The 21,505-nt window shown below is 69.7% G+C and carries 18 protein-coding genes; 9 read left to right on the top strand and 9 right to left on the bottom strand.

Going from position 1 to position 21,505, the window contains the following annotated elements:
- Positions 1–113: 113 nt before the first annotated feature.
- The 5 genes from IEY63_RS16780 to IEY63_RS16760 all read left to right on the top strand — a co-directional run bounded on the left by IEY63_RS16780 (position 114) and on the right by IEY63_RS16760 (position 4,978).
- Positions 114–1,286 (top strand): ABC transporter substrate-binding protein, encoded by a 1,173-nt coding sequence (locus tag IEY63_RS16780; RefSeq protein WP_189070146.1) that lies wholly within the window; start codon positions 114–116, stop codon positions 1,284–1,286.
- A 120-nt stretch (positions 1,287–1,406) separates the two neighbouring features.
- Positions 1,407–2,381, top strand: a complete 975-nt coding sequence (locus IEY63_RS16775) for a branched-chain amino acid ABC transporter permease (protein ID WP_189070145.1) — start codon at positions 1,407–1,409, stop codon at positions 2,379–2,381.
- A 14-nt stretch (positions 2,382–2,395) separates the two neighbouring features.
- A complete protein-coding gene (locus IEY63_RS16770) occupies positions 2,396–3,331 on the top strand; it encodes a branched-chain amino acid ABC transporter permease (protein ID WP_189070144.1) in 936 nt (311 codons plus the stop codon).
- Positions 3,328–4,134: an ABC transporter ATP-binding protein gene (locus IEY63_RS16765; RefSeq protein WP_229784774.1), complete on the top strand. Its 807-nt coding sequence runs from the start codon at positions 3,328–3,330 to the stop codon at positions 4,132–4,134. The genes IEY63_RS16770 and IEY63_RS16765 overlap by 4 nt, the downstream gene beginning before the upstream one ends.
- A gap of 139 nt (positions 4,135–4,273) precedes the next feature.
- Complete coding sequence (locus tag IEY63_RS16760) at positions 4,274–4,978, top strand: ABC transporter ATP-binding protein (RefSeq protein WP_189070143.1); 705 nt, start codon at positions 4,274–4,276, stop codon at positions 4,976–4,978.
- 639 nt (positions 4,979–5,617) lie between these two features.
- On the opposite strand, the gene IEY63_RS16755 is transcribed toward IEY63_RS16760, so the two are convergent.
- Entirely contained in the window at positions 5,618–6,784 is a 1,167-nt protein-coding gene (locus IEY63_RS16755) for a tetratricopeptide repeat protein (RefSeq protein WP_229784773.1), read from the bottom strand.
- A 353-nt stretch (positions 6,785–7,137) separates the two neighbouring features.
- On the opposite strand from IEY63_RS16755, the gene coaE reads away from it, so the two are divergent.
- Entirely contained in the window at positions 7,138–7,776 is a 639-nt protein-coding gene (gene coaE / locus IEY63_RS16750; protein WP_189070142.1) for a dephospho-CoA kinase, read from the top strand.
- A gap of 21 nt (positions 7,777–7,797) precedes the next feature.
- Here coaE and IEY63_RS16745 read toward each other — a convergent pair whose 3' ends face one another.
- The 4 genes from IEY63_RS16745 to IEY63_RS16730 all read right to left on the bottom strand — a co-directional run bounded on the left by IEY63_RS16745 (position 7,798) and on the right by IEY63_RS16730 (position 13,320).
- The gene (locus IEY63_RS16745) at positions 7,798–8,259 is read right to left on the bottom strand and encodes a CDP-alcohol phosphatidyltransferase family protein (RefSeq protein ID WP_189070141.1); all 462 of its coding nucleotides are present in this window, start codon (positions 8,257–8,259) and stop codon (positions 7,798–7,800) included.
- Between the two features lie 121 nt (positions 8,260–8,380).
- Positions 8,381–10,027 carry a CTP synthase gene (pyrG, locus tag IEY63_RS16740; protein ID WP_189070140.1) on the bottom strand — a complete coding sequence of 549 codons (1,647 nt, stop codon included), beginning with the start codon at positions 10,025–10,027 and terminating at the stop codon, positions 8,381–8,383.
- A gap of 145 nt (positions 10,028–10,172) precedes the next feature.
- Complete coding sequence (gene recD2 / locus IEY63_RS16735; protein WP_189070139.1) at positions 10,173–12,305, bottom strand: SF1B family DNA helicase RecD2; 2,133 nt, start codon at positions 12,303–12,305, stop codon at positions 10,173–10,175.
- Between the two features lie 58 nt (positions 12,306–12,363).
- A complete protein-coding gene (locus tag IEY63_RS16730; RefSeq protein ID WP_189070138.1) occupies positions 12,364–13,320 on the bottom strand; it encodes a hypothetical protein in 957 nt (318 codons plus the stop codon).
- Positions 13,321–13,418: 98 nt separating this feature from the next.
- Between IEY63_RS16730 and IEY63_RS16725 the strand changes: the two genes are divergently transcribed.
- On the top strand, positions 13,419–14,045 hold the full coding sequence (locus IEY63_RS16725) for an ArsR/SmtB family transcription factor (protein WP_189070137.1): 627 nt from the start codon (positions 13,419–13,421) through the stop codon (positions 14,043–14,045).
- A gap of 3 nt (positions 14,046–14,048) precedes the next feature.
- On the opposite strand, the gene IEY63_RS16720 is transcribed toward IEY63_RS16725, so the two are convergent.
- A complete protein-coding gene (locus tag IEY63_RS16720; RefSeq protein WP_189070136.1) occupies positions 14,049–15,275 on the bottom strand; it encodes an MFS transporter in 1,227 nt (408 codons plus the stop codon).
- 69 nt (positions 15,276–15,344) lie between these two features.
- Positions 15,345–15,467, bottom strand: coding sequence for a hypothetical protein (locus IEY63_RS22505; protein WP_268239672.1), 123 nt, complete (start codon positions 15,465–15,467; stop codon positions 15,345–15,347).
- Positions 15,468–15,741: 274 nt separating this feature from the next.
- Here IEY63_RS22505 and IEY63_RS16715 point away from each other — a divergent pair, with 274 nt between their 5' ends.
- On the top strand, positions 15,742–16,920 hold the full coding sequence (locus IEY63_RS16715) for a metallophosphoesterase family protein (protein ID WP_189070135.1): 1,179 nt from the start codon (positions 15,742–15,744) through the stop codon (positions 16,918–16,920).
- An 88-nt stretch (positions 16,921–17,008) separates the two neighbouring features.
- A complete protein-coding gene (locus IEY63_RS16710) occupies positions 17,009–19,744 on the top strand; it encodes an AAA family ATPase (RefSeq protein WP_189070134.1) in 2,736 nt (911 codons plus the stop codon).
- A gap of 59 nt (positions 19,745–19,803) precedes the next feature.
- On the opposite strand, the gene IEY63_RS16705 is transcribed toward IEY63_RS16710, so the two are convergent.
- Complete coding sequence (locus tag IEY63_RS16705) at positions 19,804–20,832, bottom strand: PIN/TRAM domain-containing protein (protein WP_189070133.1); 1,029 nt, start codon at positions 20,830–20,832, stop codon at positions 19,804–19,806.
- Between the two features lie 51 nt (positions 20,833–20,883).
- Positions 20,884–21,183 carry a hypothetical protein gene (locus IEY63_RS16700; RefSeq protein WP_189070132.1) on the bottom strand — a complete coding sequence of 100 codons (300 nt, stop codon included), beginning with the start codon at positions 21,181–21,183 and terminating at the stop codon, positions 20,884–20,886.
- Between the last annotated feature and the right edge of the window lie 322 nt (positions 21,184–21,505).

Raw genomic sequence — 21,505 nt, 5'->3', positions numbered from 1 at the left:
CAGTGACCGTGTTCCACAACTCAAGTCCGCTCTGCGCCCGTGCCAGTGGCACGCGCACCGGCTCACTGCGCCTGCCCGGAGACGCCGGGACAGGTGAACTGGAGGTTCTGCCCATGATCCCGAGCACCCGCATTCCAGCCCTGGCCACCGCCGCCCTGACCCTCTCGCTGGGGCTGACGTACGCTCAGAAAGTCGACACCGTCGTGATCGGCGTGGCAGTCGCGCAGACCAGCAACACCGCCCTGCTCGGGCAGGAACAGGTCATCGGCGCGAAATTCGCCGAGAAGTTCCTCAACGGCCGCGGCGGCATCAACGGCACGCCCTTCAAACTGGCCTTCCAGGACACCGGCGGCGACGAGGCTGGCGCCATCAACGCCTTCCAGAACCTCATCACCAAGGACCGCGTGGTGGGCATCGTGGGGCCCACCCTGTCGCAGCAGGCCTTCGCCTCCGACCCCATTGCCGAGCGCGCCAAGGTGCCGGTCCTGGGGCCCAGCAACACCGCCAAGGGCATCCCGCAGATCGGGGACTTCATTTCCCGCGTGTCCGCGCCCGTCGCGGTGGTCGCCCCGAACGCCGTGAAGCAGGCGCTGAAACTCGACCCGAAGATCAAGGAAGTCGCGGTGCTGTACGCGCAGAACGACGCCTTCTCCACGTCTGAGACCGGCACCTTCCAGCAGACCGTGAAGGACCAGGGCCTGACCCTGTCCACCGTGCAGAAGTTCCAGACGACCGACACGGACTTCACCACGCAGGTCACGGCCGTCCTGAACGCCAAGGTGGACCTCGTGATCATCTCGGGTCTCGCCGCGGACGGCGGGAACCTCGTCAAGCAGCTGCGCCAGCTGGGCTACAAGGGCCTGATCATCGGCGGAAACGGCCTGAACACCAGCAACATGTTCCCCGTCTGCCAGAAACTCTGCGACGGCGTGATCATCGCGCAGGCGTACAGCCCCGCGCAGGGCAGCGCCGCCAACCAGGTGTTCGTGAAGGAATACCGCGCGCAGTACAAGAAAGACCCGCCCCAGTTCGCCGCGCAGGCCTACGCCGGCGTTCAGGTCATGGTCGAAGCACTTAAGGCCCTGGACCGCAAGAAGAAACTGAACACCTACGACCTGGACGACCTGCGCGTCGCACTGAACAAGCAGATCCTCGCCGGGAAGTACAACACGCCGCTGGGCACTATTGCCTTCGACAAGGAAGGCGAAGTGATCCAGAAGGAATTCTACGTGGCGCAGATCAAGATGAAAGACGCCAAGAACGGCTCGTTCGTCTACCTGAAGTAAGCGCCGAGGGGGGTGGCGCGCCCACGGGCCCTGAGCCCGCCACCCCGGGCGCGCCCCCCCTCGCCTTCTGTGCCGTCAGCCTCTGGACGCTGGCGGCGTTCTCGTGAAAGGAGCGGACCCATGGAGTTCAGTCAGTTCATCCAGAGCCTCCTCAACGGCCTGGCCATCGGGAGTGTCTACGCGATCTTCGCGCTGGGCTACACCCTGGTCTTCTCGATCCTGGGCATCATCAATTTCGCGCACGGGGCGGTGTTCACGCTGGGCGCGTACTTCACGTACACGCTGGTCGTGGGTGAATTCAGCAACAACGGCCTCCTGAAGGGCGTGGCGCTCTTCCCGAACGGCTCGCCGCTGTCCGGGCATCCAGTGACCTTCGCGCTGGCGACGCTGCTGGGCGCGGCAGGCGCGGGCCTGATCGCCGTGCTGATCGAGCGCCTCGCGTTCCGGCCGATGCGCTCGCGCGGCGCGGACCCGCTGCTGGCGCTGGTCAGTTCGCTGGGCGTGGCGCTGGTCATCGTGAACCTCATTCAGCTGCTGGTCGGCGCGGAGATCTACAACTTCCCGTCCGACGCGTACGGTGAGACGCCCGCCGCGCTGTCGTTCACGCTGGGCGGGAAGATCGTGATCATCCGGACCGTGCAGGTCATCATCTTCGCCGTGAGCCTCGTGATGCTGGCCGCGCTGGGCTACGTGATCGGCCGCACGAAGATCGGCAAGGCGCTGCGGGCGGTGGCGGAGAACCCCACGACGGCCAGCCTGCTGGGCATCAGCGTGGACCGTTTCATCGTGATCACGTTCTTCCTGTCGGGCTTCGTGGGGGGCCTGGCGGGCACGCTGGTCGGCACGGCGTTCGGCGTGGCCGGCCCGTACTTCGGCGTGACGTACGGCCTCAAGGGCCTCGCGGTGATCGTGCTGGGCGGCCTGGGCAGCATTCCGGGCGCGGTGGCCGGCGGGCTCGTGATCGGGCTGGCCGAGGCGTTCGTGCCCGCGCAGTACTCGGCCTACAAGGACGCCGTGGCGTTCGCGCTGCTGTTCGCGATTCTGCTCGTGCGGCCGCAGGGTCTGCTGGGCCGCGCCGCCATTCAGAAGGTTTAAGGAGGGAACCGCACATGAACGACTTTCTTCAGACGTACGGCTTCCTGATCGCCACCATGATGCAGGCGGGCCTGCTGGGCCTGAGCCTGTACTTCCCGCTTCAGGCGGGGCAGCTGAGCCTCGCCAGTCCCGGCTTCTACTCGGTGGGCGGGTACGCCGCCGCGATCCTCCTGACCAACCCGGCCTTCGCGGGCCTGCGCGACACGCTCGGCAACGGCGTGTTCCCGCTGACGTGGCTGGCGGGCGCCGTGCTGGGCGGCCTGCTGGGCGTCATCGTGGGCGTCCCGGCGCTGCGGCTGCGCGGCATCTACCTGGCGCTGGCGACCATCGCGTTCGTGGAGATCCTGCGCGTCGTGGCCCTGAACCTGACCGTCACGGGCGGCGCGGTGGGCATCTTCGGCATTCCGCAGGCGTTCGGCTTCCAGGACCGCTGGCAGTACATCTTCCTGTTCCTGCCGCTGCTGCTGCTGACCATGCTGTTCGCGCGGCAGCTGGAACGCTCCCGGGTGGGCCGCGCGCTGCGCGCCATCCGCGAGGACGAACTGGCCGCCGACGCGATGGGCGTGCCGCCCACGCAGTACAAGGTGCTGGCCTTCGTGATCGGCGCGGTGCTGGCCGGTCTGGTCGGCGCGATGAGCGCGCCCTTCCTGAACACCTGGAACGCCAAGCAGGGCACCTTCGATGCCAGCATCACGATCCTGGCAGCCGTGCTGATCGGCGGGTCCCGCAACGTGTGGGGCCCCGTGGTGGGCGGGGCGCTCCTGGCCGCGGTGCCCGAGGTGCTGCGCTTCCTGACCGACTGGCGCCTCGTGATCAACGGCCTGGTGCTGGTCGTGGCGAGCCTGTACCTCCCGCAGGGCATCGTGGGCGCCCTGGAACGCCTGGGCCGCCCCCGTCCCCCGCAGCGGCCCGCGCCGGGCCCGGTCAGTGCGGCCGAGGTGAAGTCATGACCGGTGAGCACGTCCCCGTCTCCCCCATTCCGGTCCGCGCGGGGCGCAGCGTGGTCCTTGAGGCGCGGAACATGACCCGCCGCTTCGGCGGACTGGTCGCCGTGAACGACGTGTCCTTCGACGTGCACGAGGGCGAGATCTTCGGCCTGATCGGCCCGAACGGTGCGGGCAAGACCACGCTGTTCAACCTCATGACCGGCCTCACGCCCCCCTCAAGCGGCACGCTGACGTACCGCGGGCAGACCGTCACGGGCCTGCAACCGAACCGCGTGGCGGCCCTGGGCATGAGCCGCACCTTCCAGAACATCCGCCTGTTCCGCGGCCTGAGCGCGCTGGAGAACGTGAAGATCGCGCAGCACACCCGCACCCGCGCCGGACTCTGGCAGGGTGTGCTCGGCGCCGCCCGCGCCGAGGAGGCGCAGGTGGAACGCCGCGCCTGGGAGCTGCTGGACCTGGTCGGCATGGGCGACCGCGCCGGGGAACTCGCCGGGAACTTCAGTTACGGCGACCAGCGCCGCCTGGAGATCGCGCGCGCGCTGGCGACCGAGCCGCGCGTGCTGCTCCTCGATGAACCGGCCGCCGGGATGAACACCGCCGAGAAGGGCGGCCTAACCGCCTTCATCCGCGAGGTCCGGGACCGCTTCGACCTGACCGTGCTGGTCATCGAGCATCACGTACCGCTGGTCATGAACCTCTGTGACCGCGTGGCCGTCCTGAACTTCGGGCAGCTGATCGCCGTGGGCAACCCGGCCGAGGTGCAGCGCGACCCGAAAGTCATCGAAGCGTACCTGGGAGGCGAATGATGCGAATTCCCTCCATTGCGTGGGCCTGCGTTATAGCGCCGCACCCCTACTCCACTTCCGGAATCCACATCCTGTGCCCACTCGCATCCGCTTGTCGGGCTGCCCCGCAGGCGCAGCAGCCCTCGGAAGGAGGTCAGTGATGGCCCTGCTGGAAATCGAGAACCTCAGCGTGAACTACGGCGCCATCCAGGCGGTGCGGGGCCTGTCCCTGACCGTGGAGGAGGGCGAGGTGGTCACCCTGATCGGCGCGAACGGCGCGGGCAAGACCACCACCCTGCGCGCCGTGTCGCGCCTGCTGCGCCCAGTGGCCGGGACCATCCGCTTCGCGGGGCGGGACATCACGCGCGTCCCGGCGGACGAGGCGGTCCGCCTGGGCATCGCGCAGAGCCCCGAGGGTCGGCAGGTCCTAGCCCGGCAGAGCGTGCAGGACAACCTGGAACTCGGCGCGTACACCCGCCGGGGCAGCGTCCGCGCGGACCTGTACGAGATGTACGAGCGCTTCCCGCGCCTGGGCGAACGGCGCGATCAGCTGGCCGGGACGCTGTCGGGCGGCGAGCAGCAGATGCTGGCCATCGCGCGCGCGATGATGAGCCGCCCGAAACTGCTGCTGCTGGACGAACCCAGCCTGGGCCTCGCGCCTATTATCGTGCGGGAGATCTTCGGGATCATCCGGGAGCTGAACGCGCAGGGCGTCACGATCCTGCTGGTCGAGCAGAACGCCCGGCTGGCCATGAACGCCTCGCACCGCACGTACGTGCTGGAGGCCGGGCAGCTGACCTTCAGCGGCAACAGCGCCGAGCTCGTGAACGACGAACGCGTGCTGCACGCGTACCTGGGCGGCTAGGAGCCCAGCGCCCATCAGGCGTGGGCGGGACGACTCCCCTCACAGAGTCGTCCCGCCCAGGTGGTGATGCAGTGGGAACGGGCCTTCAGGCGCCAGCGTTCCAGCTCGTTCTTCAGGGGGCTGCCCGTGCGGCCCGCCGTCCATCAGGGTCAGCGCCACCCGCACCCCGTTTAGAGGCTGAGTCCGGACGGGCAGACGAGGGAGGACAGCCGGGAGACTCCAGGCGTCCTCTCCCCTGGCAGGGTCGTGTGCGCGCCGTCTGAAGTGCCCTCACGGTAGCGGCCTGAGTCTCTCTGCTCGCTCACCGTCTGCCAGATGAAGATGCGGCCGGAGGAGGAGGGGCAGAGGCGTCCTGCCTGCGTCCAGAGCGGGGCGTCACAAGTCGGCAAAACCTGTTCTGCAGAGCGTTTTTCACGTTCGCGCAGATCGGCACCATGCGCTTCACCGAGCAGCCAAAGCCCCGAAGGTGAATTTTTTACGTTTGTAAGCCTGCGGTGACAGGTCAATCAGGCGGCCCTGCATCCGGGCCAAACGACAGAAGCCGCCCACAGCGTTCTGATCGGCCTCCGTCTTGCCTCACGGCAACGGAAGATGCCCCGGGGGATTCCCTGGGGCATCACGGGCGACCGGTTCTGCGGGTCAGCGGACGCGGTTGAGGGCGTCCTGCGCGTCTTTGTACTTCGAGTCGATCTGAAGGGCGCGCTCGTAGTTCTCGCGGGCCTTGATGCGGTCGGGCGCGACCGCCCCGGCGCCGCGCTCATAGCTGAGGCCCAGGTAGTACGCGTACTCGGCGTTCACGCTGCCCAGCGCCGACGCGCGCGTGAACTGCTCCCGGGCAAGCTTCAGGTCACCGGCGTCCAGCGCGAGGCGGCCCAGGTAGAAGTAGAACTCCGGGTAGCGCAGCGGGTCGAGCGTCACCGCCTGGTTCAGCTGCGCGCGGGCCGTGACGGCGTCCTTGGCGAGATAACTCACGACGCCGTACTGCCCGACCGCGTAAGCGTTCTTGGGGGCCAGTCGGGCCGCCTGCGCCGCCTCGGGTTTCGCGGCCGCGACGTTGCCGCTCAAGGCCAGCAGCTTCGCGTAGTACGCGCGGTTGAACGGGTCGCGCGGGTCGAGGATCACGGCCTGCTGCAGGTTGTCCAGCGCGAGCGGGATATTCCCGGTGGCGTAGTACATGTCGCCGAGGTTGTACAGCAGGATGGCGTTCTCGCTGTTCAGCGCGATGGCCTGCTTGAACGCGTTGATGGCCTTGGCGGCGTCGCCCTGGAGTTTGTACACGTAGCCGCGCTCGTTCCACACGCGGCTGAGCCACAGGTCGCGGTTCTGCGTCTGCGCGGCGGCCAGCGTCTCGGCGTCCTGTAGAACGCGCAGGGCCTCGCTGAGGTTGCCGCTGACGACCGTGCGGTCCCCGGCGCCGATGTACTGCTGCACGAACGCCTGAGACAGTGAGATGTACGCGTCGAAGTTGCGGCTGTCCAGACCGATGAGTTGACGCAGGGTGCTGATCCCGGCGCTGTACAGGCGCAGTTTCACCTGGGCGCGGCCCAGGCCGAGCAGCGCGGCCGGGTTGTTGGGTTCCAGTTCAGCCGCGGCGCGGTAGGCGACGTACGCCTGATCGTATTTGCCCTGCTCGTAGTAGTAGCCGCCCACGGCGACGTAGTTCGCTGCGGGAATGGGGCGGGCCGCGGGGGCGGCGCTGGGGGCGGTCGGTGCGGTCGTGGGGGCCGCTGGGGCCGTCTGCGCGCTGGCCGGGGCCAGCAGCAGCATGAGGCTCAGCAGTCCGCCGGTCATGGTGCGTCGATTCACTCGGTAACCTCCGTGGGGGTCAGCTGGGCCCGGGGGCGCCGCACTGACCACTCACTGCCAGGGTTGGGCATGAGCGCATCATACGTGAGAACGTTCAATGTCAGGGTGAAGTGCCCGTGAGAGCGGGAAAACGGTCCGGTCGCAGCTGCCATGCCCGTCAGTGTCCGCGACCTGCTTGACGGGCGTCTGACAGCCGCGGGCTGAATGAGGGGTTCACTGTGAACCCTGAGAGCCATGAGGGTGACCCCCGCGGCGGGGTGAAGGGTGGGTGTGGGCCCGGTGGGGCGCGCTGCGGCCTGGTCACGTCCGTCGGGCGCCCTGCGACCTGAGCGCGGATTGCTACAGTGCGCGGCATGAACATGCCCAGACGGATTGGCCTGACCGGTTCTATCGGCGCTGGCAAGAGCACCGTCGCGGACCTGCTGCGCGCGCGGGGCCTGACGGTGCTGGACGCGGACGAGCAGGCGCGGCTGGTCACGCAGGGCCCGGACACGCTGGCGCTGATCGGGGCGCGCTTTCCGGGCGTGGTGGTGAACGGCACGCTGGACCGCCCGGCGCTGTCGGCGCGGGTGTTCGGGAATGCGGAGGAACTGGCCGCCCTGAACAGCATCGTGCATCCGCGCGTGCGCTCACGCATGGCCGAGCTGGAAGCGCAGGCGGCCGCCCGGGGGGCGGAGGTGGTGGTGCAGGACGTGCCGCTGCTGTTCGAGGGTGGCCTGGACGCCCTGATGGACGCCGTGATCGTCGTGGACGCCCCGCTGGCCGTGCGGGTGCAGCGGGTCGTGCAGCGCAGCGGGTTCTCGGAGGCCGAGGTGCTGGCCCGCGACGCCCGGCAGCTGAGTGCCGAGCAGAAGCGCGCGCGCGCCACGGTGGTCCTGGAGAATGGCGGCGACCTCGCTCACCTGGAAGCGCAGGTGGACGCCGCGCTGCGCCGTCTGGGGCTGACCGGCGCACCCGCGCCTACGGGCGCGGCGAGCGGCACGCCCGAGTAAGGGGACGCACGTCCAGTCGGGTCAGCCGCGGCGGTGCCAGGCGTGCCACAGCGTCGGCACGTCCGGCGTCCACCGGGGCAGCAGCGCGGTCATGAGCGCGCGCTCCAGGTGATTGAGGATCCCGACGATCAGGGCCACGCGCAGCAGGTCGCCTTCCCCGCTCAGCGCCAGGCGCGTGGCGGCCGCGGCCAGCAGCAGACCCGTGAGCTTGGTGCTGTAGGCGTGGTACGCGGCGAGCCGCCCGAACTTGCGCAGGTCCAGCAGCCAGCCCAGGACGTCCGTGCCCAGGTACGCGAGGACCAGCGGCCACATGGCCGTCAGCTGGGCCGTGAACTGCACGTACAGCGCCGCGCCGATGCACAGGGCGAACACGCCGTCCACGACACTGTCCGCCAGCCGCAGCGGGCCACTGGCGACACCCAGCCGCCGGGCCAGCACGCCGTCCAGAATGTCCGAGAGCAGCCCCGTCCAGAGCAGCAGCACGAATAGGAACCCGGGCGCGCCCAGCGCGGCGGCCCCAGGGCCACCGGGCCGAGGAGGGCGCGCAGGGCAATCAGGGCCGCCGGTCCTGCGGCACGGACCGGCGGCGTTCCCGGTTGAACCTTCAGTTCGGTCTGGCCTGGGCGTCCAGCGCGGCCTTGATGAGGCCCGCGAAGGGGGGGCTGGGGCGCATGGGGCGGCTCTTGAATTCCGGGTGGGCCTGGAGGGCCACGAAGTAGGGGTGCTCGGGAATCTCGATGGTTTCCACGAGGCCCGCGCCGCGTCCCTCGACGCCGGGGGTAACGCCGCTGATGACGAGTCCGGCGTCCTTGAGCTGCTGGGTGTACGCGGGGTTCACCTCGAAGCGGTGGCGGTGGCGTTCGCGGACGGTGCCGCCCTGCGGAACGCCGTACAGTTCGGCGATTTTCGTGCCCGCCTGGAGGTCCATGGGCCAGTCGCCGAGGCGCATGGTGCCGCCCATCCCGGCGACTTCCAGCTGTTCGGGCATCAGGTCGATGACCTTGTGCGGGGCGTACTCGTCGAACTCGGCGCTGTTCGCGCCGTCCAGGCCAGCCTTGTGGCGGGCGTACTCGATCACGGCGATCTGCATGCCCAGGCAGATGCCCAGGTAGGGGGTGCCGCTCTCGCGGGCGTACTGCGCGGCGCGGATCTTGCCCTCGATGCCGCGGATGCCGAAGCCGCCGGGCACGAGGATGCCGTCGGCGCCTTCCAGGCAGGCCTTCACGTCCGCGTCGGTGACGCTGGGGTCGGCGAGGTCCTCGGCGTTCACCCACTGGATGTTCACCTTGGCGTCGTTGGCGATCCCGGCGTGCGTGAGGGACTCCATGAGGCTCAGGTACGCGTCGGGCATCGCGGTGTACTTCCCGGCGATGGCGATCGTGACTTCACGCGCGGGCTGCTTGATGGTCTTGACGGCGTTCTGCCACACGCCGAGGTTCGGGTGGATGCGCTCGAGGCCCAGGATGTCCTCGACGGTCTTGCCCAGGCCCTGTTCCTCCAGCGCGAGGGGCACCTCGTACACGTGGGAGACGTCAAAGCTGGAAAAGACGCGGTTCTCGCGGACGCTGGTGAACGCGGCGATCTTGCGGGTGATCTCGGGCGGGAGTTTCTCCTTGCTGCGCACCATGACGATGTCGGGGCTGATGCCCACGCTGCGCAGTTCCGCGACCGAGTGCTGGGTGGGTTTGGTCTTGAACTCGTTGCTGGTGCCCAGGTAGGGCACGAGCGTCAGGTGCAGGTACAGGACGTTCTCGTCGCCCTCGTCGAACTTGAACTGCCGGATCGCCTCGAGGAACGGCAGGCTCTCGATGTCGCCGACAGTGCCGCCCACCTCGATCAGGACGATCTCGGCCCCGGCGCGTTCCCCGGCGGCGCGCACGCGGCGTTTGATCTCGTCGGTGACGTGCGGGATGACCTGCACGGTCTGCGAGAGGTAATCCCCGGCGCGTTCCTTGCGGATGACTTCCTGATACACCTGCCCGGTCGTGATGTTGCTGCCCGCCGGGATGTCGAGATCCAGGAAGCGCTCGTAGTTGCCGATGTCGAGGTCGGTCTCCGCGCCGGACGCGGTGACGAAGCACTCGCCGTGCTCGTAGGGGCGCATGGTGCCCGCGTCGATGTTGATGTACGGATCGATCTTGACGGCCGTGACCTTGTAGCCGCGGGCGCGCAGCAGCGCCCCGAGGGACGCGCTGGCCACGCCTTTACCGAGGCTGCTGACCACGCCGCCTGTGACGAAGATGTATTTCATGTCTGACCGCGAGCGCCTGACCCCCAGCCCGGGGGGCCACCCCTGTGCAAACGGGGCCAAAAAGAAAAGCCGGGGCGCTCGGCCTCCGGGATTTCATGCTAGCACGCCGCGCGGCGTTCCGGGTCACGCACCGGGCCGGTGGGGGTCAGCGGGCGCGGATGCGGTCCAGCAGCGCCGTGCAGCGTTCCTCGCGCTGCCGGGACGCGGCGCGCTGCCACGCGGTGGCGGACCCCACGGCGTAGAAGCGTTCGCGGGCGCGGGTCAGGGCGGTGTACACGAGGTTGCGGCTCAGCATCGGCATGTGCGCCTCGTGCAGGACGCCCAGCACGGTGGGCCACTCGCTGCCCTGCGCGCGGTGCACGGTCAGGGCGTACCCGAGTTGCAGGTTGAACAGTTCCGCCCCAGCGAGTTCGACGATGTTTCCGTCGAAGTCCACGGTCAGGCGCGCGCCGTCGGCTTTCAGGACGGTGCCGACCGTGCCGTTGAACACCTCGTTGGTGTAGTCGTTTTTCGTCTGCACGACGATATCGCCGGGCCGGGCGTGCGCGTCCCCGATGCGCACGCCGCCCTCGCCGGGGTTGAAGAGGCTCTGGAGGTGGTGGTTGAGCATCTCCACGCCCAGCGGTCCCTTGCGCATGGGGGTCAGGACCTGCACCTGCGTGGGGCCGCCCATGTCCCGCACGAGCAGCGCCACGCGCCGCGCGCCCACGTCCGGTTCGGTCTCCACGAGGTTCAGGCGGGGGTCACCCCACGCCGGGGCCTGCCCGTGCAGCAGGCCGTGCGCGGCGCGGATGATGGGGTTCTCGGCCGCCTGCCGGTACACCTGCGTCAGGCGCACGGTGGGCGCCGTCTGGGTCAGGGCGTGCAGGGGCAGCCCGGCGTCCACCGGGGGCAGCTGGTCCGTGTCGCCGACCAGCAGCACCCGCGCACCCGGCGCGACCGCCGCGAGCAGCGAGAGCATCAGCCCGTCGCCACACATGCTGACCTCGTCCACGATCAGCAGGTCGTACGGGGCGGGTTCGAGGTGGTTGTGCCGGAAGCCCGCCGGACCGTACCCCAGCAGGCGGTGAATGGTGCTCGCGGTGCGGCCCGTCACCTCGCCCAGGCGGCGGGCGGCCTTGCCGGTCGGGGCGCACAGGCCGACTTCCAGGCCCAGTTTTTCGGCCAGGTCGGCGACGGCACGGGTGGTGGTGCTCTTGCCCGTGCCGGGCCCGCCGGTCAGGACGACCAGCCGGTGCTCTTCAAGCAGGTTCAAGACGCCCGCCTGCTCGGCGGACAGGCCCTTGGCCGCGCCTTTCGGGACGGTCCACTCGTCCCCGGCGGGGGGCGTGGCGATCAGCGTGCGGATCAGGCTGGCGAGTTTCTTCTCGGCGCGCAGGGTGGGCGGCAGGTAGATGCGGCTGGGGTCGTGCAGCGCGTCCTCGGTGTCCAGCAGCGGGGGCGTGTCGTCGCTGAGGCGGCCCAGTTCCACCGCCGTATCCACGGCCAGCCGGGCCTGCGCGGGGGTCACGCGGGTGTAGTGCGCCACGCCCTTTTCGGCGCGGGCGCGCGGCAGGTACGAGTGCCCGCCCTGCTGCGCCGCCTGTTGCAGCGCGTACACGGCCGCGGCGGTCAGGCGGCGCGGGTCGTCCAGCGCGCCGCCCTGCGCCTGCCACAGCTTGTCGGCGGTCACGAAGCCGATGCCCTCGACCTCCGTGAGGGTGAACAGGTCGGCGGTCAGGCGCTCCAGGGCCGCCTCACCGAAGTGCTTCACGGCCCGCTGCGCCTGCGTGATGCTCAGGCCCAGGCCCTGAAGGCCCGCCAGGAGGCGGCGTTCCAGGCCCTGCTGGGACCAGCTCTGGGTCATCTTGTGCAGCGTGCTGGCCGTGACGCCCGGCACCTGAAGCAGGCGGTCCGGGTCGCCTTCCAGAATGTCGAAGGTGGCCGCGCCGAAGGTCTTCGCGATCCGTCCGGCCAGGACCTTGCCCACGCCGCCCACGCGCGCTTCCAGGTAAGCGGCGATCCCGGCCTCGGACAGGTCGGCAGGCTGCGCCTCCAGGACAAGGTTCAGCACGCGGTACTGGTAGCCGTACTCGCGGTGCTCTTCCATCAGCACGTCCGCGCTGAAGGTGTCCCCGGCATCCAGGGGCGGCATCACGCCGATGACGGTCGCGTCGGGATCCTCGCCCTCGGCGTTGCGGATGCGGGCGGTCATGACCGTGAAGCCCGAATCGGAACGGAACCGCACTTTATTCACGCCGCCGGTCACGCGGAACGCCTCGGTTGGGGCAGCAGACATCGCCGATCAGCATAGCGCGCCCCGCCGGCTCCGTCCGTGACGGAATGCGCGCCCGAGGTCAGGGCACGGTGACGTCCGGCCCGAACGTGTCGGTGAAGTTCAGGTTGTCCGGCAGGACGTCCTGCCCGCCTGGCGGCAGGGTGGCGTACGTCGTGACGATGGTGTGGTACGTGCCGGGGGGTACGGGACTGCCGCCCGCCACCGGGGTGGTGACGTTCAGGTTGGCGCTGGCCGCCACCCGGGAGGAGAAGACCTTGGTGCCCGCGTCACTGTACAGGAACACGTCCGCGAGCTTCACGGCACTGACCGTGGTGCCGGTCGCGCCGAGCGTGGCGCCGCTGACCGTGACCTTCAGGTTCTGCACGAAGGGCAGCGCCTGCGCCGGGTCGATGACCTGGGTCCGGGTGTACGTCTGCCCGTCCAGGGTGAACGTCACGCCGTACGTTCCGGCCTGAGCGGGCGCGGAGGGCACGTAGGCGTACCCGGCGCTGCCCGGAGGCGCGGCCCGCACGAGGCACACGGGCGGCAGGGGCGCGCCGACCGGGCCGGTGTAGGTGCAGGTCGCGTCGGCGCTCAGGCCCGTGCCGTCCATCCGCTGGAAGCGGACCGGGCTGACCGCCAGTGACAGGCGCTCCGCGCCGCCCAGGAAGTCGCGGTGCACGCCCAGAGCCACGTCGATTCCGTACGTGTTCACGTCGGCACTGGCGGCCGCGCCGCTGGCCAGCCTGGCCGTCAGGGTGACCTTCTTGCGGGACAGGCTGAGGTGGCGGGCGGTGGCCTGCCCGGCGGCCGTCACGCTGACCATCTGCGGGTCGCTGGACGTCCACGTGACCGCCTGACCGGTGACCGGTTCCCCCTGGCTGTTCCGGACAGTGAACGCGAGCTGGGTGGACTCGCCGACTTCCAGGTGTGCGGGCACGTTGACGCTCAGGGTGTAGGTGGGGGTGGGGGCCGAACCGCCACAGGCGGTCAGCAGGGCCGTGAGGGCGGGCAGGGCAGCGGTGCGTGCGTTCATGGCGTGCCTCCTGGGGGCCGGTCTGACCCCACGGCGCCCAGCGTGCGCCCGCCAGCGTTTCCGGAGCGTTGCAGGCGCGCCGTGCTTCACTGTGAGGCGTGAGTGACCTCTCGCCCGTCCTGACCGTGAGTACGCCCGAGCAGGCCCGGCTGCTGCTCGACCCGGCGCTGCTGCCCGTGCTGGGGCCCCTGCTGCGCGGGGACGTGAGCGCCGCTGAACTGGCGCGCACGTGCGGCCTGAGCGTGCAGCAGGCCCACCACCGCCTGACCCGGCTGCGCGGCGCGGGACTGGTGGTGGTCACGCAGGAGCAGGCGCGCGCCGGGCGGCCCGTGAAACGCTACCGGGCGGCAGCCCAGGCGTTCCGCGTGCCGTTCGCGCTGACGGATCACGCGTCGCTGGCCGAGCTGGTGGCGGGCCTGCACCGGGACCTGCTGGCGCGGCAGCATGAGCGGGTGGGCCGGATCCTGGCCGCGCAGCCGGGCCGGGACCTGAGTCTTCACCTGAACGCACTGGGGCAGGTCTCGCTGGATTTCGACGGGTTTGAGGACGTGACCGAGAGTGTGGTGAGCTCACACCGCCTCGTGCACCTCAGCCCGGCAGACGCACAGGAGCTCGAGACGAGGGTGCAGGCCCTGTTCGGGTGGCTGGAGGACCGCGCCCAGCCCCGCGCCGAGGGCCTCGTGCCGCGCCTGCTGGGCGTGTTCCTCACGCCGGGCGACGCGTGACGCTCAGCCCTGCGCGGCCAGCAGGGCGGGCGCGGCGCGGTCCCGGACCAGCAGCGCGTGCCAGCCGGCAGCGGCCAGCAGCGTCAGGGTCCCCGCCACGGCGAACACGGCGCTGACGGTCACGTGGTCGGCCACGGGTGCGAGGAGCAGCATCGCCAGGGGCATGCCCGCCGTGCTGACCATGCCGAGCAGGCTGCCCACCCGGCCGTAGTAGGCGGGGTCCACGCGCTTCTGGAAGATCATGCTGATCGAGAGGTTCAGTGCGGCGTTCACCAGACCCATCACGAACGCCAGGGCGTACATCTGCGCCGGGGTCTGCGTGAGGCTCAGCAGCAGGACGGTCACGCCCAGCGCCGCGAAGGCGGGCGCGCTGAGGCGGCGGGCGTCCACACGGTCGCCCAGGGCGGCCATACCGAAACTGCCGGCAGCCAGTCCGCCCAGCAGCAGTCCGAAGAAGAGCCCGAAGCCCTGCGCCCCGGCGCCCAGCGCGGTCATGCGGGCCGGCATCAGCATCTCCATGGGGGCGAACGCGGCGTTCAGGAAGAACGTCAGGACCGGCAGGCCCAGCGTGAGGGGGCTGCGGCGGGCGTAATCGAAGCCCGCCCGGAAGGCCGTCCAGAACCGCTCGCCCTGCGGGGCCGCGCCCCGGGTGGGCAGCTGCACGAGGGCCGTCAGCGCCGCGAAGATCAGGAAGCCGCTGCCGTCGATCAGCAGGGCCGGAGCGCTGCCGAGCACGCCGATCAGCGCGCCGCCCCCCACCAGGCCGGCCAGTTGCATGACCTGCGTGCTGCCCTGCATCAGGCCGGTGGCGCGTTGCAGCTGCGCCCGGGGCACGAGGCGGGGCGTGACACCCACCGCGGCGGGCGAGTAGAACGCGCCAATCAGCCCCGTCAGGAATGACGCCGCGTAGATGAGTTCCAGCGGGACGGGGCCGCGCAGGGCCAGCAGGCCCACCGTGAGTTGCAGCGCGCCGCGCAGGACGTTCCCCAGGATCAGTGGGATCTTCAGCGGCAGGCGGTCCACCAGCGTTCCGAACACAGGTGAGAGCAGCCCCGGCAGCAGCGCCAGCGCGAGGTTCACGCCCATCTTTCCGGCACTGCCGGTCTGGTGCAGCACCAGGAAACTCGTGGCGATGCCGGCCAGTGCGGTGCCCAGGGCGCTCTGCGCGCTGCCGAGCCACCACAGCAGGAAGGAGCGGTTCCACAGGCGGTCCGGGGCAGGGTGGGTCATGTCATCCAGCGTGAAACGGAAGCTACTCCGCAGGCCAGGGGGCGCGCGGAGTAGCTCGGCCGGAGTGGATCAGCGGCGGGTGAGGCGGCGCAGCCAGCGGGGCAGGCGACGGGCGGCGCGCTGGGCGAGGGCCACGTCCCCGGTGGCCGTCAGGCGGCTTTTTGTGATGAGGTCGAGGTCACTGTTGTACATGGCTCTATCTTTACATTCTTCGACGTTTTTAAAAATGATAAATGCCCCTTTGAATGCGTATTCATGACTATTCTTTTGATCCCCAGAGAGAGCCGCACATGGCGCAAACGAGCTCATCATGGGCGACCAAAAACCTGTTCACACGTTTCAAATGCCAAGCCAAACGCATACACCAGCTGTATATGCAGTGCAGGGTAGACATGGCCCTCCCCTATCCTGCACGGTGTGGCCACTGTGTCCGGACAATGCGGCCCTGCGTGCTATTTTTTCCGTTATGCGCGTACTTCACACCGCTGATTTTCACGCGGGACGTTCCCTGCGCGGCTTTGACCGCACGCCCGAGGTACACGACGCCCTGACCGAGATCGCCGCGCTGGCCCGCACCGAACGGGCCGACGTGGTGCTGGTGTCCGGCGACCTCTTCGACACGGCCAACCCCAGTGCGGAAGCCGAACACGCCGTGTTCGACTTCTTCCTGCGCCTGCGCGACCAGGGTATCCCCAGCGTCGTGATCGCCGGGAACCACGACAGCGCCGCCCGCCTCGCGTCCGTCACCGGGCTGCTGGGCTGGGTGGGCGTGCAGGTCGTCGCGCAGCCCACCGCGAACCCGGCCGACATGACGCGCACCATCGAGACGCGCGGCGGCGAACGCCTCGTCGTGGGCGCGCTGCCATACCTGTCCGAACGGCGACTCGTGAAGGCCGCCGACCTGCTGGGCGGGGACACGGGCGCGTGGCGGCAGAAGTACCGCGAGGGCATGGGCTTCTTCCTGCGCCGCCTGGGCGAGGGCTTCACCGGCAGCAGCGTGAACATGCTCATGGCCCACGCGACCATGGACGGCGCGGTGCCCAGCGGCAGTGAGCGCACCATGCAGTTCGACCTGACGAACAGCTACACCCTCTCGGGCCTGCAACTGCCGCCCGGCGCGCAGTACGTCGCCCTCGGGCACGTGCACAAGTCACAGCAGGTGTCCGACGCGCCCCCCGCGTACTACCCCGGCAGCGTCATCCAGCTCGACTTCGGCGAGGCCGGCGAGAAGAAACAGGTGAACCTCATCGAGGTGGAGGCTGGACGCCCGGCCCGTGTCCACGCCCTGCCCCTGAGCAGCGGACGGGAACTGCGGACCGTGCGCGTGGATCTGGACCACGTCGAGGGCCGCCTGACGCAACTCCAGGGCTTCGACGGGCTGCTGAAGGTCGTGGTGCGCGCGCCCGCCGGGACCGCCCTGCCCGGCCTGAAGGACCGCGTGCTGAACCTCGCGCCGAACACCCTCGCTGTGGACCTGGACGCCGTGCAGGAGGACCTCGCGCTGCCTGAACTGAAACGCGAGGGGCTGAGCCTGATGGAACTGTACGAGCGCTACCACCGTGAGAAACGCGGCGAGCTGCCCGACGACCTGCGCGCCGCCTTCCGCGAGGCGGACGACCTGGCCCGCACCGAGGAGCACGCATGAGCGCCGTGAACAGTCGAAAGTTGATGGTTGATGGTTTGACCTCTATCAACCATCACCTCTCAACCATCAACACGCCGGAGGCTAAGCGATGAGGCCCATCCAGCTGGACCTTCAGGGCTTCACGGCCTTCCGGCAGTTCACGAGTCTGGATTTCGGGGATCTGGAACTGTTCGCGCTGGTGGGGCCCACCGGCAGCGGCAAGAGCAGCCTGCTGGACGCCATGACGTTCGCGCTGTACGGGCAGACGGCGCGGCTGGGCGCGTCAGGCCTGGACGCGCTGATCTCTCAGGGCGAGCGTGGCCTGTCCGCGGCCCTGACCTTTGAGGTGGGCGGCGTGACCTACCGCGCGTCGCGCACGAAGGGGCGGCGGCAGGCGGAGAACGAAGTGCGCTTCGAGCGCCTGGATGACGATGGCCGCTGGACGAACCTGTCCGACGGCGGGATGAAGGTCATCAACGAGCGCATCCGGCGGGTGCTGGGCCTGGACTTCCGGAACTTCGCGCGCAGCGTCATGCTGCCGCAGGGCGAGTTCTCCCGCGTGCTGCACGGCACCGGGAAGGAACGGCAGGCGCTGCTGGGCGAGTTGACCGGGCTGGATCACGTGGCGGCCATGCAGCGCGTCGCGTCCGACCGCGCGAAGGAACTCAAGCACGAGGCCGGAAGCTTGAACGCCGTGCTGGAGGGCGAGTACGCGGGCGTGACGCCCGAGGCGCTGGCCGGGCTGCGGGTCGAGCGGGAGCGGACGGACGCGGACGCCGAACGCCTGACCGACGAGCGCGAGCGCCTGACGGGACTGCAGCTGCGCCTGCGCGAGCAGGAGCGGGTCTGGCGGTCGCGCGAGGATACTGCCCGCCGCCTGACGTCGCTGGAGGCCCGCGCCCAGGGTGTGCAGGAGGGCGCGGCGCGGGCGGCGCGGGCGCGGCGGGTGGCGGGCGTGCTGCCGCTGCTGGACGCCGCCGAGCGGGCGCGGATCGCCTCGGCGCGCGAGGCGGCCGAGTTACGGGGGGCGCAGGCCGCCGCGGACGCCGCCGCACGGGCCGCGCAGGGGGCCACCGCGACCCTGGAGGCCGCCCAGGCCGCCGAGACCCGCATTCCCGAGCTGGAGGCCCGCGCCGAGGCCCTGCGCGACGCGGAGAGTGACGTGGCGAGGCTCCGCCGCGCGGGCGGCAAACCGGACGCCACGCACGCCCAGCCCCTCCCCTGGGACGAGGACGCCTTCCTCGCCGCCCGTGAGGGCGCGCAGCGTGCCGAGAAGACCCGACAGGAGCGGGTGCTGGTGCAGACCGAGCGGGTCAGCCTGAAGGCCGCCCTGGACCGCTTCGCCAGCGAGGAGCGGACCCAGACGCAGGAGACGGCCGAGCAGGAGCGCGTGAAACGCGAGGGGACCGAGGCCAAGGCGGCGCTGGAGACTGCCCAGACCGCCCTGGACGCCGCACGGCTGGAGGCAGGTCTCGCGTCGTACCGCGCGCACCTGCACGTCGGGGACGACTGCCCCCTGTGCGGGCAGACCGTGCAGGTGCTGCCGGACGCGCCACGCGCCGACCTAGGCGCGCAGCAGGCGCAGGTGGAGGCCCTGACCCGCACGCTGGACGAGCGCCGCACGCGCTTCACGGACCTGCGCGCCACGCTGAAGGCCCGGCAGGCGTGGCTGGACGAGAAACGCGCCGAGTACCGCAACTGGGACGAGCAGCTCACGGCCCGCGAGACCGACCTGCGCGCCGCCGAAGCCCTCGTGACGGGCGACCCGCAGTCCGACATGGCCCGGCTGCTGGCCGGACTGGCCGCCCGCGTGCGTGCCGCTGGGCCCGACCCGGCACGCGCACGGCAGGCGGCCCTGGCCGAGATTGCGGCCCTGCGCTCCCGCGTGCAGGACGCGCAGGCGACCCTGGCCCGCGCGCAGGGGGACCTCGCCGCCGCCGGGGCGACCCTGCGCGGCGTGCAGGCCAATGCCGCGCGCCGCGCGCAGGAAGCGCAGGAGGCGCAGACCGGCCTGGACGCCGCCCTGCGTGACCTGAACCTGGACGCCGCACAGGCCCGCGCCGCCGCCCTGCCCGAGCACGACATCGCCGCGCTGGAAACCGCCGCCCGCACCCACGAGGCGGACGTGGCGCAGCTCCGCTCGGCCCTAGCGGACTTGGACCGGCAGCTGGGCGCTGCCCCCTTCGACCCGGCGCACCTCGCGCAGGTCACGCGGGACCTGACCGCCACCGACGCGGCGCTCACCGCCGCGCGCGAGCAGGCCGGGCGCCTCGCGGAGCAGGAGCGGCAGCTACGTGGACGCCTGGAGCGCAAGGCGGACATCCACGCCCGCGCGCAGGCCGCGTCACGCGCGCTGGACACCTGGCAGACCCTCACGAACAGCCTCAAGGCGAACGAGTTCCAACAGTTCCTCCTCGCGGAGATCGAGGCGCAGCTCCTGACCCGCGCGGGCATCCTCCTGCATGAGATCAGCGACGGCCGCTACCGCCTGGCCCTGCAGGACGGCGAGTACGTCGTGCAGGACCTCTGGAACGCGGGCGAGGTCCGCGGCGTGAAGACCCTCTCTGGCGGAGAGACGTTCCTCGCCTCGCTGTCCCTGGCGATCGCCCTGAGTGACTACCTCGCGGGGAACCGCGTGCTGGGCGCCCTGTTCCTCGACGAGGGCTTCGGCACGCTCGACCCGCAGGCGCTGGAGGCCGTGGCGAACGCCCTGGAGAACCTGCGCACGCAGGGCCGCATGGTGGGCGTCGTGACGCACGTCGAGAGCCTCTCCGAGCGCCTCCCCAGCCGCCTCCTCGTCACCAAGAGCGTCGCCGGGAGCAGCGTGCAACGCTTCGACCTGTAAACACGCAGATAGGGGCGGCGCGCCAGGAACCAACAGCGCGCCGCCCGCCGTCTGACCGTCTACGCCGCGCCTTCCTCGCTCTCAAGCTTCGCGAAGATCATGCGGCCCACGTTGGTCTGCACGTTATTCACCACGACCACGCGGGTGGGCTTCCCACGGAATTTGATGGCGTCCTCCACGACGACCATGGTGCCGTCCTCAAGGTACCCGACCCCCTGGTTCTTCTGCTGACCGCCCTTGCTGATCGTCACCATGAGCTGATCCCCCGCCTGCACCTGAGGCTTGAGTGCCACGGCCGCCTCGTGAATACTCAGGATTTCCACGCCGTGCAGCCGGGCGATCTTGCCGAGGTTGCTGTCATTGGTGACGATGCGCGCGCCGCTCTCCCGGGCCAGCCGGATGAGCTTGTCATCGGTGGTGGGCAGCGCCGGGTCGTCCCAGTCCTCTACCCGCAACGGACGCAGGGTCCGCAGGTCTTCCAGGACGTTCAGGCCGCGCTTCCCACGCGTGCGTTTCTGCGCGTCGTGATGATCTGACAGGGTCTGCAACTCCCGCAGAATGAACGCCGGGACCACCAGTTCTCCCTCCAAAAAGCCACTGCGCAGCAGATCCACAATCCGCCCGTCAATGATGACGTTGCTGTCCAGCAGTTTGCTGCCGGGCTTGCGGCGCACCTGCGGGAAGGCCAGCAGGCCAAAATTCTCCACGTTGCGCAGCGCGAACGATACGAAGAAGATTCCCAGCACGGCGGTCACCAGCAGGTTCCACACCCACGTGTAGAAGGGAATGGTGCGCAGCAGGCTGCTGAGCAGCACGCTGACCAGCAGGGCCACAATCAGCCCGAAAGTCGCGGCCGCCACCGCGCGGGGAGACAGGTGCCCGTACCACCGCGCAAACCGATTCACGGCCCGCTGGCCGACGCTCTCGATGCGCGGCGCGAGCAGCAGGGCCGTGAGCATCCCCGCGAGCATCAGGCTCAGGGTGTTCACGGTGCCCAGCTCACCAGGCTGCACGGACGACAGTCCCCGGCCAGCAGCGAGGCCCAGCAGCAGGCCCAGCAGCATGATCAGCAGTCGCAACGCCAGCATCAACTCAGTCTAGCGTTCCCGCATGAGTCGCGTGGAGACGAACGCCCCCGATCACGACCGCGAGCGGCGCGCCAGAACCCGCTGCGGATTGAGCTCCACCCAGTAACTCCCAGCCGCCGTCACGGCAGCCAGCGCCGCACCTGACCACAGCAGCGTCGTCCCCGCATGACTCAGAGCCAATGCCAAGAGCACCAACGCCACCACGCCGCACAGCAGCAGGGGCGCCACGCGCACCCAGTACGCCGAGCGGTCCCGGTAATGCAGGCGTCTGGCCGCGGACCGGAGCATCCAGACGGAACTGATCAGGCCAAGCGCGGTCAGAACAGAGAGAAACAGTTGAAGGTCATTCATAGCCACCTCGACCCTAGACTTGAGATTAAAGCGAGAAACCGACAGTAGACGCACAGGAAAACGGCCCAGACATTCGCCTGGGACGCCAATGGGAGAACAAAAGGGATTTGCCTCCCTGACTCCTATCGCGTCAACCTCATCTGACGCGTCCTGATGCGAACATTCCGAAACAAACTGAGCCAGACTCCCCCCAAGGGGACATAGACTAAACCTCAATATAACCCAGGGTAACCAAGTGCGCACAAGTGAGTTTGCTCCTGACCTTGCCCCTGTTTCCGGTGCCAGTCTGATTGCAAATCGAGCAGCAGACTGGGAGGCGCAT

The sequence above is a fragment of the Deinococcus radiotolerans genome (assembly GCF_014647435.1).
GTDB lineage: Bacteria > Deinococcota > Deinococci > Deinococcales > Deinococcaceae > Deinococcus > Deinococcus radiotolerans.
This window is presented reverse-complemented; position numbering and strand designations above follow the sequence as displayed.